The organism is Adlercreutzia sp. ZJ154 (assembly GCF_011039055.1).
Taxonomy (GTDB): Bacteria; Actinomycetota; Coriobacteriia; order Coriobacteriales; family Eggerthellaceae; genus Adlercreutzia_A.
On the sequence record NZ_JAAKEF010000012.1, the window covers coordinates 31,010 to 46,103 of the forward strand.

The window sequence follows — 15,094 nt, forward strand, 5'->3', positions numbered from 1 at the left end:
CGCGTTAGCAGTTCAATTCGTCTGCCAAAAGCTTCAGGAATAAACCTACGTCGGTAATTATGCCTATAGTTTGGAAACTGCCGCGATCTGACAACTTTGTAACCACTGCAGGGTTTATATCTACACACACAGTAGTAACAGCTGCAGGCAGCAAATTTCCCGTAGCAATTGAATGCAGCATGGTAGACATCATTAAACATGCGCCGGCCTTTTGGCACCACGGGCGCATAGCTTCCTGCGCTTTCATAGTGTCGGTTATAACGTCGGGTAGTGGACCATCGTCGCGAATAGAGCCCGCCAATATATACGGCGTATTCGTTTCCACAAGTGAATGCATTAATCCATCGGTTAAAACGCCTTGCTCGACCGCCTGACGAATGCCCCCACAAGCGCGAATGCGATTTATGGCGCGCAAATGATGTTCATGCCCACCCGGCACAGAAACGCCCGTAGCCATATCAATGCCAAGCGAAGTGCCATACAGAGCCGACTCAATATCGTGCGTAGCTACGGCATTTCCACCAAACAACACGTTTATATAACCAGCGCGCACAAGGCGTTTTAAATGCTCGGCTGCACCGGTATGCACAACTGCAGGTCCAACTACTGCAATTATCGCTTGATTAGATTCGCGAACTTCGCGAAGTAGCGCCGCAGCTTGGCGAATTATTTGTCCTTTGGGCTTTTCGCTGCTGGCAGTAGAATTCATAAACTCAAATTCTTCTTTTTCGCGCAAACGCTCTTGCGACATAACACGTATGCCCACTTGTCCCACAGCTATTGCGTCGCCTTTGCGCACTTGTGAAATAGGCACGCCCCATGCGCGATGCGCTTCTGTATCTACGCAAATTCCTAAGTCCATCTCGGTTCCCCAAACCGGATACCACGCGCCATCTATGCGCACCTGCGTTTCCAAGTTGGTTGTGGAATAAAAGCCTTCCGGAAATACGCCGTCGGCTGGCGCGGGTTCCACGGAAACATTGCCCGGATGCGCCGGCACAACACCCAAACCGTGAAGCATGCGCAACATTTCCGTAAGGTGGCTGCCATCGCGCCCGAACACGCGCATGGTCATAGTGGATGGATTCTCATTTCCGCGCCCAATCTGAAACGACAGCACTTCATATTCGCCATCTAGTTCTACAATGCCGCTCATCATGCGCGACAAAATATTCGAATCTATTAAGTGCCCTTCGGCTTCTATATCCTCGTAAACACGGTGGTTGTTGCCATTTTCCATATTCATTTCCTATTCAAATCGGTTGCGAAATGATTTCGTAGAACTATGTTTAACCATTTCGATGCTATTTTATATCCATACATTATTGGCACTGTCTATTACGTGTATGTAACACTGAGGAAAGGCGGGAATATGCCATTGAACAAAGCAATTTTAGCCGCCGCAAAAGCTATAACTCGACTAAAAGCGGGCAATAATATTCAGGAATCTTACAAGCAGCAACGCATTGCAGAAGATGCCACATCGAAACTTACTGTGGTAGACCCACGGTGTCGCGTTGACAATATAACAGCCACTTCAAAAGATGGTTACGACATACCATTGCGGGTATTCACCCCGCTAGATATAGATTTTTCTCTGCGTAATGGTTTGCACGTGAACGACGATTTTCGCGGCACTATTCTGTTTTTCCACGGTGGAGGCTGGGCAAACGGCGATGTAGATTTCTACACCGATTCTTGTATGCGCACAGCGCTGAAGTTAGAACGAAGGCTTTTAGCGGTTGATTATCGGCGTTCTCCCGAATATAAATTTCCTACCGCCTTGGAAGATTGCTACGAGGTAGCGCGTCAGCTTTTCGCGGGAGAACTGCTCTACGATGTAGATCCTGAGCACATAGTAATTTTTGGTGATAGCGCGGGCGGAAATCTGGCAGCAGCTGTGTCGCTTTTGGCGCGCGACCGCGGCGAATTTCTGCCGCGCACACAAATGCTGCTCTACCCACTGGTTTACGACGACCACAGCGAAACAACCATTTTCAATTCCGTGCGCGAAAACGGCGAAGAGTACCTTCTGACCCGGGAAGAAATAGTTGGCTATATAAATATGTATTTGAGCAAGCCAGAAGACCTCGAAAGCCCCTATTTTGCGCCGCTTATTGCGGATGATCTTTCTAATCAGCCGCGAACGCTGGTCATTTCCGCAGAATTCTGCCCGTTGCGCGATGAAGGCGAAGTGTATGCCGAGCGTCTTCACGAAGATGGAAATGCCGTGGAATGTTTCCGCATGATAGATGGAATACACGGGTATTTCTTATATCCAGCTGCGATAAGTTTGGTGCGTGACACCTACACCATAATGAAGCATTTTTTAGATGGTGACGAATTGCCCGCAGAAAGAAGACCGGCATGGATAAAGCTAATCGATACAAATTAGATAACGTAGGCAAATTCTACTCGGCAGAATCTACTGGTCCTTGGCAAACCGTGTTTCGCTTCTCGGCAGAATTTGTCGATGAAGTGAACCCAGAGGTGCTGCAAAAAGCACTAGAGCACACCATAGAGCGGTTTCCCGGCTTTAACGTTTGCCTGCGCAATGGCGCTTTTTGGCATCATTTAGAACCAGCAGCTTCAATACCGCAAGTGCAGCCCGAAAGTATTCCAGCGTGCTTTAGGTTGCATACCGGTCCTAACAGTACATTGTTTCGCGTAAGCTATTTTCGCAACCGTGCCAACTTAGAGGTTTCGCACATAATATCGGATGGGCGCGGCACACTTGGCTTCTTCCGCGTGCTGGTGCAGTCGTATGTGGAAGAGCAATACGGCGCATCGTGTGCTTCTATGAAGCATATCAGCTACGACAGCCCCCAATACAACGAGGATGGGTTTCATAAACACTACGAGCCGCACAAAGCGGGCTCTACGCCAACGCGACGCGCTTATCGCATACGCGGTCTGCGCGATCGGAATAACCCTACCTACATGGAATATCATCTTTCAGCATCAGAAGTGCTGGAAGTGGCGCACAAATTTGATGTAAGCATTACGTCTCTCATGATAGCTGCGGTCATAAATGCCATTCGCGCAACTATGCCCAGCAATGCTTTGAAACGACCTATTCGCCTTACGGTTCCGGTAGATTTGAGGCAGTTTTTTGAAACGGACACTATGCGCAACTTTTTCGGTTTAGTTACCATAAGCTATATGCCGCACCACGAATTAGAGCCTCTGGAAGAAGTTGCACAACTAGTACAACTACAATTAAGTGAAGCGGCGCAACCAGAGCAACTTGAACGGCGCATGAATCGCATGACAGCATTGGAGAAAAACCCGTTTTTGCATATAGCGCCTTTGTTTTTGAAGGACTGGGTACTAAATTTTGCCGCCCGCGTGTCTGCGCGCGACATAACTAGTGCGGTTTCAAATCTTGGGCAACTAACGTTCGATGAATGCACTGACGGACACATAAAAAGTGTGAATGTACTTACTTCAACAAACGATCTGAATTTTGTTATTTGTACGTTCGGCAACGATTTAAGTGTGGGAATTTCCACAATATTCAAAAATCTAGACATCGTGCACGAATTTTGTCGCATATTTTCCAACTTGGGAATATACGGACATGTCAACATGAATAAGCCGGATGGTGAACTTTGTGAGACAATCAAGGAAACTTGATTGGAAAGGCGCATTGCATGAATCAAATAAAATGCCCCCGATGCGGCGAAGTATTCACAGTTGACGAAAGCGGTTATGCCGAAATACTGAAACAGGTGCGCGACAGTGAATTTCGCCAAGAAATAGAGCGCCAAACAGCAATGCAACAAGAGCAATTCGAAATGCAAAAGCAGCTGTCTATTCAAAAAGCCAAGCAGCAAATTGATTTATTGACGCAAAAACTGGAAGCGCAAGAAGCGCAAGCCGAAGCTCAGAAGCAACTAGCTATTCAGCAGACCCAAAACGCTGCGGCAGAGGCGGCTCGTGCAATAGAGCATGAGCGCGACGAATTGGCAATGCAAATTGAGCGCGAACGTGCCGAAGCTGAGCGCGCGGCGGCTGCCCATGAACTTGAGCTGGCATCGAAGCTTCAGCTTAAGGATGAAATAATTGCCACGCGCGAACGCGAAATAGAAGATATGCGTCATATGCGCGCCGAAACCACAGTAAAAATGTTGGGCGAAAGCTTAGAGCAGTACTGCGAAAACGAATTCAACAAATTACGCGCCACCGGGTTTCAAAGTGCGCAATTCGGAAAAGATAACGATGCGAGCGAAGGCACCAAAGGCGATTATATTTATCGCGAATTGGATGCTAATGGCGACGAAATTGTGTCGATAATGTTCGAAATGAAAACAGAAGCCGATGATTCGGTTCATAAAAAGCGCAACGAAGACCACTTCAAGAAGTTAGATAGCGATAGGCATAAAAAAGGCTGCGAATATGCTGTGCTGGTTTCGCTGTTAGAGCGCGATAGCGATTATTACAACACCGGAATTGTGGATGTAAGCTATGCGTCTGGATTTGAGAAAATGTATGTCATACGCCCGCAATTCTTTATTCCGCTAATTACGCTTATTCGAAACGCTGCGCTAAAGTCGATGGATTACCGCCACCAGCTTGCCGAAATACGCCAGCAAAACATAGATGTGACCAACTTCGAACAATCGCTGGAAGATTTTAAGAGCGGTTTTGGGCGCAATTGTGAACTTGCTAGTCGCAAATTCCAAGATGCCATAAAAGATATTGACGCAACTATTAAAAAGCTTGAGAAAATAAAGGATGAACTGACCAGCTCTGATCGCAATATGCAACAGGCGAACAAAAAGCTGGAGGGTCTTACCGTAAAGCGACTTACGCGCAAAAATCCTACGATGAAAGCTGCATTTGAATTGGCGGCTGGCAGTTTGGAGTCGGCTGAATAGGTTTCTGCGGCAAAACAGAGCCGCTAGCCTTATCGGTTGGTCATGTAATAGAACACGTATTGTTGCATAATGCCTGCGTTAGCGCCGAATTGCGCAAATGGGTCGCAGCCGGCGCATTCATCGTTTATGGCGCGTTCTATCCACACATCGACAGGAACCATTTGACTGCGTCCGTATCCAAACAAGCACACGCAGTTGGCTACCTTTTTGCCTACGCCATGTACGCGCTGAAGTTCCGCGAACAAATCTTCATCAGAAAAATCTGCTAAGGCGGCTAAGTCAAGTTCGCCAGATTCCACCATAGTTGCCGCACTTCGCACATAGGAAACGCGATAACCTAGTCCGCATGCTTTCAGGTCATCGTCTGATGCGGCGGCAATAGCGGCCGATGTAGGGAATGCGAACAGCGGCTCGGTATCGCAGATTGGTCTGCCAAAACGCTTCGACAGCTCTTCTACCGCGCGCGATATGGCAGGAATACTTTTGCGCTGCGAAATGATGAACGTTACCAGCATTTCCCACGGATCCTGATTCAGCACGCGAAGCCCTGCGCCAAAACGCATAGCAGTATCTACAAATTCGCTATGCCCATCACAGGTCTGGCGAATGGCGCAGTAGTTGCGTTCCATGTCGAAATATTCATGCCAAAATTCATCCCATTCTTTCTGGGGCACACTTACTTCGTAAACACCAGCAGCGTAGGGCTTTTCAAAACTGTATTGTTGCGGTTGTTCTGTGCGGCGAATGTACAAAACGCGGTCTTGCGCAATGAAGCGCCACCAGCCCGCATCCACTTCGTGCACGCGAAAACACTGCCCACTTCGCGCAATCTTCGCCAAACTAAAGTCATCTTGTATGACAACCTTGTGCATTTCGCCTTTGCACCCTTTCTGTAAAAACAAGTCTCACCAGAATACACTTAATTAATTGCGAAAAGTATGTCACTTTGTTTATCATCCAAAGCAGAGCTCAATCATCAATCAATAATTCCCCAAAATCGTTATTGACTTTGCACTATTACTTAGAGAAACTTAGAATTACTTAGAAGAACTTAGAACTACTTAGAGAAACTTAGAGGTTATCTATGGCAGCATTGGAGAATCCCTTTACTCCTACTTTCGGTGAAATACCAGCACATCTAGCAGGTCGCCGTTTTATTATTCAGAATATTGGAAAAGCGCTTAATAGCAGCCGGCGTCGCCCAGAACTTACTACAATATTCTCTGGTGCACGAGGAACTGGCAAAACAACCCTTCTTGCATTGATAGCAGAACAAGCCGAACAATTAGGATGGATAACTGCTAGCGTAACCGCCATGCCCGGAATGTTGGAAGATATCGAAATCCGTGTACGCAAAAGCGCTGCACATCTTCTCAAAACCTCAGCAAATACCCGTATAAGCAGTATAGGCATTCCGCAAGTGCTCGACATTGAATTTAACGCTTCCGAAGACCAGCCTAACAACTGGAGATCTAGAATGGACGATATATTAGCTTCTTTGGAAGCGCAAGACTCGGGTCTTCTGATTACGGTAGATGAAGTGGACGTATCGCTTGATGAAATGGTGCAACTTGCTGCCATATATCAGCATTTTGTGCGCGAAGGCAAAAAGGTTGCATTAATTATGGCAGGATTGCCCAATAACATATCTGCACTTACAAGCGATAAAACAGTTTCCTTTTTGCGGCGAGCCGAAATGGTTCATTTAGGGCGCATAGATAATTACGAGATAGAAGATGCACTGCGTAAAACCATATCGGAAGGAGGGCGCAACGCCAGCAGTACCGATATACAACAAGCAGCTGAGGCGATTGATGGATTTCCTTTTATGCTGCAGCTAGTGGGATTTCGCTCATGGGAGGAGCATCCAGACAACAACTCTATTTCCTCGGAAGACTTCGAAAATGGTATAAAAATTGCTCGTGAAGAAATGCGCGCACGCATCTTTGAATCAACTTATCGGGAACTCTCAGAAGCCGACATCTCTTTCTTAAATGCGATGCTGCCCGATAACGGCGATAGCAAAATTGCTGATATACAAGAGCGGCTGGAGTGGTCGTCTTCTCAAACGGCTCAGTATCGCCGCCGTCTGATTGATGCAGGCATAATAGGCGAACGCCGACGAGGGGTAATAGCTTTTGACATGCCTTTCTTCCGCGAATTTTTACAGGAAGAATAAAATTAAGAAGAACCTTAATATCGTATTAAAAGAAGATGATATGTATCTATATCGGATAACTCAGTAGAGCATATCGTTTATACTCACCTCTTGGTGTTGAAAGGTGTATTAATGACATTTACTCCACGCGTTTCATTTATTGTGCCTGTTTATAACCCGGGAAATTATCTGCGGCAAGCGCTTGATAGTGCAAAAAACCAGACTTACGAAAGCATAGAGATTATTTGCGTCAACGATGGATCTACAGATAAGTCTCTTGAAGTACTACGCGAATACGAAACTGCCGATCCAAGATTTCGTGTTATTGATAAGCAGAATGAAGGCTATGGCGCATCCTGCAATCGCGGATTAAACGAGGCTAAAGGCGAATGGATAGCCATATTAGAGCCAGACGATTACATAGATGCAGACATGGTTGAAAAAATGCTGGCGTTTGGCGATTCTTTTAACGAGCGTATAGACATTATCAAGACTCCTTACTGGCGCATTCGTATGCCTGAAGTTGCGGGTCAAAAACGGCTGAATTGCTCGTATAAGAATTTGGTTAAACATACCCATCAACCATTTTCAATAGCTGAAGCTACTGTTTATATGTCTCATCATCCTTCAATTTGGTCAGCACTTTACAGGCGCGATTATCTAAATGAAAAAGGCATTCGCTTTCCCGAACTTCCAGGTGCGGGTTGGGCTGATAATCCGTTTATGATAGAAGCGTTGCTCCAAACCGATAAAATCGTTTACTTGGATGAACCTTTCTATAACTACCGCGAAGATTCAAAAGAAAAAGCCTATGCCTTTACTCGCAAAACTCCGCTGATTCCATTTGAACGATGGAATGACATGATGGACATAATTGAGCGCTTAAACGTTACAGATAAACGCATTTTGCAAGCGCATAACCAACGGGGTTTTCTCTACATGGCTGGTGTTCTTGAAGTGGTAGGTATTGACCGCGCTGATGTAAGAGAAGCAACCAAGCATATGTTTATGCGAATGAATAAAGAGCTGGTTTTATCTGACCCTAAAGTGTCACCGGGATATAAAAAGCTTTTTTGCAGCGTGCTTGGAATTAAATGTCCACACTTAAATTATCCAGATTACTGGTTCCGTTTAGCATCAAAAAACTTCTACAATATGCGAAATATTGGACTTAAGCAGGCGCTTCATAACATAGGTATATTCTTATCTACGCATTCTAAGCGTGTCGGTAAGGGGTAAACAACTTGAAACGTTCAAAGAAAATAGAGCTTATCCAAGTATTTGAAAAAGAGAACGACAGTAGATGCTATCGGTTCTGCGTCTATGGTGGTGCCACATTAGGAACAGAGATTGTAAATGCCGTACACATAAGTCGCCATGGAGCACATATCGATGCGCAAATAGTTCTATTAGAGCAAATCGAAGAAGGTCAATATGCTGATGCTGCTGTGATATCAGCAACGATCCCTGCCAAGTTCAAAAGTTTCAAAATATCTATATCTGGAATTGGATCCGAGAAAATATCATTCATATTAATTCGCAAAATAGTAGCTAAACGCGATTCTATGATGGTTAATCCCGGAATAGATGATTTGTATAAAAAATGGATTAAGAGAAACGAGCAACCCAGCTCATTTGTGTCAACCGAACAGCTTTATACTCTGGCGTATAAACCGTTATTTAGCATTGTTGTACCGCTATTTAACACTCCAGAAGAATATTTCAAACAAATGATCAATTCGGTACTTGCTCAAAAATATCAAAATTGGGAACTTATCCTTGTAAATGCAAGTCCGGAAAATGCGTCATTATGTAACGCCTTGAATAATCTTAACGACAAAAGAATAGAAATAATTGAACTTAACGAGAATTTGGGTATTTCTGAAAACACCAATGCCGGAATAGCAATAGCACAAGGAGATTACATCTGCTTTTTAGACCATGACGATACTCTATCTCCTTATGCATTAGCAGAATACGCAGCTGCAATAAATGAAAATCCGAATATTGATCTGCTTTATTGTGATGAAGACAGCATCTCTACCGATGGAATATCTCGATTCTCGCCACGTTTTAAGCCGGAACTCAATATTGATCTATTAAATTCAAACAATTACATTTGCCATTTTCTAACTGTAAGTCGCGAAATTCTAAACAAAGTTGAACCTTATAAAAAAGATGTTGATGGTGCTCAGGATTATGATTTGACATTAAAGGTCGTTGATGCCGATGGCATAGTTAAACATATTCCAAAAATACTCTATCATTGGAGACAACATGAAGGATCTACAAATGGAGGCAGCGTCAAAGCAAAGCCATATATCGAAAGAGCAAGTAAAATAGTTCTCCAAACGCATTATGCACGAAATAATATTGCGTCTTTAATTAACACAACAGATATACCATGTATTTTTAAGACAAACTTTCCAGCTAGTAACACAGACATATCGATTATTAAAACTAGAGCAAATCTTAATGGGCAGCAATATACACAATCGATTAATCAACAGGCTAAAAACGCGAAAAGTGAGCTAATTGCCATAATATGCGATACGGTGCAAATAAAAGAAGAATCTGTAAGATCGCTTAGCTGCTGGTTTTGCAGGAATGATATTGGAATTGCATCGCCAAAAATGCTATATGCAGATGGCTTAATCCAACATGCAGGGCTTTGCATACGAGAAAACGAAACAATTGGTCATCTAAATCAAGGCTTTATCAACAATATGGGCGGAGGCTATAACGGTACAGCAGAAACTATCTGCGATTTTAGCGCTGTAGATCCTGCTTGCATGATGTTTCGTGCTGAAGATTTTCTTGAAGTTGGTGGATTTTCGACCGATTACAAAAATTCTCTAATTGCAGCAGTAGACTTTTGTTTTCGTATTAGAAGCTTAAACAAGTTAGTGTTAGTAGATCCAGATTCCAAAGCAATTAATAGGGCTCCTGTGTTTTGGGCAAATAGAATTCCACCTTGGGAACAGCCCGATAACTCCGATCTGCAGTTGTTATGGAGCCGTTGGGGAAAAGAGTTTCAACAGGATGTGCTCGCAAACCCAAATGTTTCTCTTGCGGAATCATATTTCCATTTAAACACCAAATGAATAATATAAAAGTACAAATCGTTTCTGCTAACGTACAGTCCTCATTGCGTGCCCGCAGGCTACATAAAGCCACCCCGGTACTTTAACATCAGCGATCTCCTTTATAATTCACGAAACGCAACCGATTATGCTAATAAAATCAACAAAACGCAACCCGATTCATCAAAATTTTTCACGAAAAGGAATCATTATTGTGCACTACTTGTACTAGCTTTATCCTGTAAGTTATTCCTCTTGAATCATTCTAGATTTTGGCTCGAGAAATGCATGCTAATATAACTATATGTTAAGTAACTCAAAAAAAGAGAATCAGCAAAGCAGGAACAGTATATATCTGCTCTACAATTTGGTGTCTAAAGAATTCAAACTACGTTATAGGCGCTCTGTCCTAGGCGTAGTTTGGAGTATGCTAAACCCATTACTAATGATGATAGTAATGGCACTTATCTTTAGTAATATTTTCAGATTCACTTTCGACATGTATCCATTTGCGGTGTATCTAATCTTGGGTCAAACGTTCTTTACTATATTCCAAGATGGCACTAATGGCGCAATGCGTTCAATCATAGATGCAGCACCGCTAATTAAAAAAGTTCATGTCGAAAAAATTATTTTTCCAACTGAAAAAGTAATATTCGCAGTAGTGAATTTCTTCTTTTCGCTAATTGCGGTCTGCTTAGTTTTACTGTTCTTTGGCATGATTCCAAGTTGGAAAATAGTGTTTGTACCGGTGCTTTTATTATTACTGACTGTTTTTACTTTAGGTGTGGCTTATCTTGTCGGCGCACTAACTGTTTTCTTCCGCGATATAGAGCATCTATGGACTGTTTTAACTACAGTTTGGTTTTATTTCACTCCAATTTTCTGGCCGCTCGATGCACTTAGAAATAACGGTATAGAGTGGGTTTATACATTAATACAATTTAATCCTATGTATTATTTTGTATCGGGCTTCCGCCAAATGGTTACAGGAGTTGCCTTACCTACAGACATTGGCATTAGCTTAACATTAGTGTACTGCTCTGTTTTCGCTATAGTAACTTTTGCAGTAGGGCTTTTTACATTCAAGAAACTTGAAAGAAAATTTATCTTATACGTTTAGCGGAGAGCAAAATGTCAGACAAACTTTCAAATACCCACGATATTTCCGATAGTAGCTCAGTCGAGCCTATTGTTGTCGTTCAAGACGTATCCGTCATATTTAATATTGCCAACGAAAAAATTCAGAGCTTAAAAGAATACTTCATTAAGTTAATGCGTCGCGAATTGATGTTCCGCGAATTTGTTGCTGTAGACGATGTAACATTTACGGTGAATCGCGGAGATGTGTTCGGACTTGTAGGCACAAATGGTTCTGGTAAATCTACTATGTTGAAAGTTATTGCAGGTGTACTTGAACCTAGCAAAGGTACATGTACTGTAAATGGCAGTATATCTCCGCTTATTGAACTTGGTGCTGGATTCGATATGGAACTAACAGCACGAGAAAATATATATCTGAATGGTGCGCTTTTAGGTTTTTCTAAAAAGTTTCTCGACGATCATATCAATGAAATAATCGATTTTGCCGAGCTGCAAAGTTTTATGGAAATGCCTCTTAAGAATTATTCATCGGGTATGGTGGCGCGTATTGCGTTTGCAATAGCTACAGTAACTGAGCCTGACCTGTTAATAGTGGATGAAGTGCTTTCCGTAGGCGACTTTCTTTTCCAGCAAAAATGCGAAGACCGAATTAATCAAATGATTAAAAATGGTACCACTGTACTTATTGTTTCTCACAGCATCGACCAAGTGCGCAGGCTTTGTAACCGCGCACTTTGGATAGAGAAAAGTCACCTAAAAATGCTTGGCGATGCCCAAGAAGTTTGCGATGCATACAGTAGTTATCAGCAATAATGCATTAACTGCTCTATTCTCTTATAACCTGTACTAAATCATCTATAAAAGGGAACATATTTTCGTTATCGATATAGGATTCGAGCACTTCACCACAGGGCTTTTCAAGTTCGTAAGTATCGCAAATCTCCTGCAGCTTTCCGGCAATAGCTGCAGGCGTAGCAACGTCAAGAGAATGTATAGATTTCCCAAAACTACTCAAATTTTTTACTGAATAATTGTTTGTTATAACTTCAACTCCGAAAGAAGCCATTTCCAAAGGCGGATAGCTTGGATGCGGAGAAACCATAAGAGAAATCCCTGCATATGATTCAGAAAGCACGTTTGCATACATATCTAATGATAATTTTCCTACCGATACGAGATATCTTCCCTTTCCTAATGGAACCGGAAGATGATTTTCTCCGGCAGAAACGATATCCCACATACTGCTCTGATTGTATATGTCTATCCATTTACGTAACGCTTCTATTATTAAACTAAACGCATTTCTATCAGTCTCCGGACGTCCGTATACAAGAATTTGGCGTTTCTTTGAAACAGTGCCCTCATGTTCCAACAATCGTGCCTTTAAAACAGGATTCAAAAACGGCTCAAATGTATATTCTTTCGCAAAGCTATATCCGTTTTTATCGAAATAATCTCTAAGCTGTATGGAATTAAATATTGCTATTGTCGGATTTTGATTTTTGTAAGTTGCGTCAGCTAAAAGATACTCTGATGACCATGAATAAAAACCTGGTTCATAATCTTGGATAAGATACAACAGGGGATTAAATTTTGCATTTGGGTTTTGCTGCATACACAACGACATAGATTCTTGTATGCAATATGCTGTCCACCATGCCGTTGCAATAAACCAGTCCTTATTACTTACTTCTAACTGTTCTGTAGATCTACCAACAGCATTAATAATTTGATTCTTAGCATTAGAACTGCCACCTAATTTAACAATTTCATATTCAGGAAAACTTATATCAACATCAGACTCTCTAGGCTCTGTATCAAATACTAAAATTCTTGAATCTGTTCCCAATCTACTTTTCAAATCATTAAAAAATTTAAGTGCAGTTGAAATGCCACCATATATATCTTCTTGATTGATGGAAGGCAAACATAGGGTTAAGCGTACAGCCGATTCGTTGCTGTTTCCGTCGTACGCAAAAGCAATATTATCAATCTCAGGAATAGTAATATGTAGTCTTTCCGATATTTGCTGTCTAACACGCTCTCTATAAGATAATTCCTTCGGAATATAGGAATTTATGTTTAGATTTACGTTGTAGTACGGGTCTCCGGTCATACGATATATTCGATACATCTGTTCTGACAATACAAAATCTATTTCAGGTATATCTTCAGGATCCCGAGTTTTGGATTCGTGATGTTCTAGACGAACTTGTGGCAAATACAAATTACGCAATCCATGTTTCTCGGCTTTAAGACAGATTTCAACATCGCTTCCACATACTAAGAAATCCTCATTGAATCCTCCAAGCATTTCAAAAGTTTCTTTTGAAATTGCCATACAGGCACCAGTAACAGCGGATACGTTTCTCTGTACTACCGGTGAAATAAATGGGCTTCCAAAATGTATCGGCTGCATACCTTTGAACACATGGTCTGCCCAACCATTCATTCCTATAACTACACCAGCATGTTGGATGGTTCCATCAGGATAAAGAAGTAGCCCTCCTACAGCACCAATATCTGGTCTAAGAGCATTCTCTACAAGCCTATCTAGCCAGTAGTCCGATAAAACTACCATATCATTGTTCATAAATACAAAGACATTTCCATTTGCATTGACAACTCCATCATTGTTTAAACGCGACCAATTAAATTCGTATTTCGCATCTACTACTTTTGTTTTATCGCGATGGGATAAAAGTTCGTTTAGATATATATTTGTCGCAGGTTCTACAGAATTGTTATTCAGAATTATGATCTCAAAATCAACATTCGTCTTTGCATTATCAATGCTTTGTATAAGCATACTTAAATCGGAAATTTTATCTTTAATCGGAATAATGATAGATGCTTTAGTGTTTTCTGGAATTGGATAGCGAACATCATAAACAAAAAGATTATCAGTTTCTTCTACATTAGCCACACCGTTTCCCAGAACTCTATCGAGGTGTGATTGTACGGCATCTAATCCAGCTGTTTGCGCATACGGTTTCGCTTGCGGGTTTGTAGCGGTAGAGGTAGGTAAAGATCTCCAAGAATATAATACTTGTGGAATATGCTCTATACAATTTGCTTTCGCAGACATTTTGAGAAACAAGTCGTAGTCTTGACTACCATCAAATCTAGAGTCAAATCCTCCAACTTCCTCAAAGAGAGACTTTTTAAACGCAAGCAAATGTCCTATATACATTTGAGATAAAACTAAATCTGGAGACCAGTCAGGCTTATACAATACTGATAATCTATTTCCCTCAGCATCTATAACATCATGATCGCTATAAACGATATCTGCGTGAGTAGTTGATGCGCATGCATATATCTCTTCAAGAGCAGTAGGAAAAAGTACATCATCATGATCAAGCATAACTATGTATTCACCGTTAGCTAAAGCAATAGCTTCGTTGCTGGCGTTAGATATGCCAACATTGCTGCTTAACAGGAGAACTTTAATTTTGTTGCCTTGCTTAGACTGTAGATAATCTTTAAGCATTTCGCTCTCTGATGCATCATCAACTATACAAAGCTCCCAATTCTCATATGATTGTGATTCGACTGACTCAATTGCCTTTTCTATCCACTTTATTTCAACGTTATAAGTTGGAATAACTACTGAAATAAGCATTTTTCCCTTAACGGATGAAGGTTTTATATCCTTCATTGCCATATTTGATTCCTCAAGAACCAACTCTTCATGAAAGCGCGAACGTACTCCGTGAAGTCCATATTTCAATGCATACGAAATTGTCTTTATATAACTTTTAGGATTTTTAACTGAAAGCTTAAACAGCTTTTTCGCAGTATCTATTTTGCTCATTTAATCTCTCTTTAAATATGTTTATTAAGGCTTAAACATTTAATTTTACAAC

The 15,094-nt window shown here is 41.9% G+C and carries 11 protein-coding genes; 8 read left to right on the top strand and 3 right to left on the bottom strand.

Annotation, left to right across the window (positions count from 1 at the left end):
- Positions 1 to 4: 4 nt before the first annotated feature.
- Positions 5 to 1,240: a TIGR00300 family protein gene (locus tag G7Y37_RS05850; RefSeq protein WP_165062537.1), complete on the bottom strand. Its 1,236-nt coding sequence runs from the start codon at positions 1,238 to 1,240 to the stop codon at positions 5 to 7.
- Between the two features lie 132 nt (positions 1,241 to 1,372).
- Between G7Y37_RS05850 and G7Y37_RS05855 the strand changes: the two genes are divergently transcribed.
- From G7Y37_RS05855 to G7Y37_RS05865, 3 genes are read left to right on the top strand one after another with little or no spacing between them, the layout of a single operon-like run.
- Complete coding sequence (locus G7Y37_RS05855; RefSeq protein WP_165062538.1) at positions 1,373 to 2,395, top strand: alpha/beta hydrolase; 1,023 nt, start codon at positions 1,373 to 1,375, stop codon at positions 2,393 to 2,395.
- A complete protein-coding gene (locus G7Y37_RS05860; RefSeq protein WP_165062539.1) occupies positions 2,368 to 3,636 on the top strand; it encodes an alcohol acetyltransferase in 1,269 nt (422 codons plus the stop codon). Before G7Y37_RS05855 ends, G7Y37_RS05860 begins: the two co-directional genes overlap by 28 nt.
- A gap of 17 nt (positions 3,637 to 3,653) precedes the next feature.
- Complete coding sequence (locus tag G7Y37_RS05865; RefSeq protein WP_165062540.1) at positions 3,654 to 4,880, top strand: DUF2130 domain-containing protein; 1,227 nt, start codon at positions 3,654 to 3,656, stop codon at positions 4,878 to 4,880.
- A gap of 29 nt (positions 4,881 to 4,909) precedes the next feature.
- Here the strand turns inward: G7Y37_RS05865 and G7Y37_RS05870 are convergent, their stop codons facing one another.
- Complete coding sequence (locus G7Y37_RS05870) at positions 4,910 to 5,752, bottom strand: DNA-3-methyladenine glycosylase (protein ID WP_165062541.1); 843 nt, start codon at positions 5,750 to 5,752, stop codon at positions 4,910 to 4,912.
- Between the two features lie 212 nt (positions 5,753 to 5,964).
- On the opposite strand from G7Y37_RS05870, the gene G7Y37_RS05875 reads away from it, so the two are divergent.
- The 5 genes from G7Y37_RS05875 to G7Y37_RS05895 all read left to right on the top strand — a co-directional run bounded on the left by G7Y37_RS05875 (position 5,965) and on the right by G7Y37_RS05895 (position 12,038).
- Positions 5,965 to 7,059: an ATP-binding protein gene (locus tag G7Y37_RS05875; protein ID WP_165062542.1), complete on the top strand. Its 1,095-nt coding sequence runs from the start codon at positions 5,965 to 5,967 to the stop codon at positions 7,057 to 7,059.
- Between the two features lie 111 nt (positions 7,060 to 7,170).
- A complete protein-coding gene (locus G7Y37_RS05880; RefSeq protein WP_165062543.1) occupies positions 7,171 to 8,277 on the top strand; it encodes a glycosyltransferase in 1,107 nt (368 codons plus the stop codon).
- Between the two features lie 5 nt (positions 8,278 to 8,282).
- A complete protein-coding gene (locus tag G7Y37_RS05885; RefSeq protein ID WP_165062544.1) occupies positions 8,283 to 10,142 on the top strand; it encodes a glycosyltransferase in 1,860 nt (619 codons plus the stop codon).
- Positions 10,143 to 10,425: 283 nt separating this feature from the next.
- Positions 10,426 to 11,244, top strand: coding sequence for an ABC transporter permease (locus G7Y37_RS05890; protein ID WP_165062545.1), 819 nt, complete (start codon positions 10,426 to 10,428; stop codon positions 11,242 to 11,244).
- Between the two features lie 11 nt (positions 11,245 to 11,255).
- A complete protein-coding gene (locus G7Y37_RS05895) occupies positions 11,256 to 12,038 on the top strand; it encodes an ABC transporter ATP-binding protein (RefSeq protein ID WP_165062546.1) in 783 nt (260 codons plus the stop codon).
- Between the two features lie 13 nt (positions 12,039 to 12,051).
- Here G7Y37_RS05895 and G7Y37_RS05900 read toward each other — a convergent pair whose 3' ends face one another.
- The gene (locus G7Y37_RS05900; RefSeq protein WP_206214112.1) at positions 12,052 to 15,042 is read right to left on the bottom strand and encodes a glycosyltransferase; all 2,991 of its coding nucleotides are present in this window, start codon (positions 15,040 to 15,042) and stop codon (positions 12,052 to 12,054) included.
- Positions 15,043 to 15,094 lie beyond the last annotated feature (52 nt).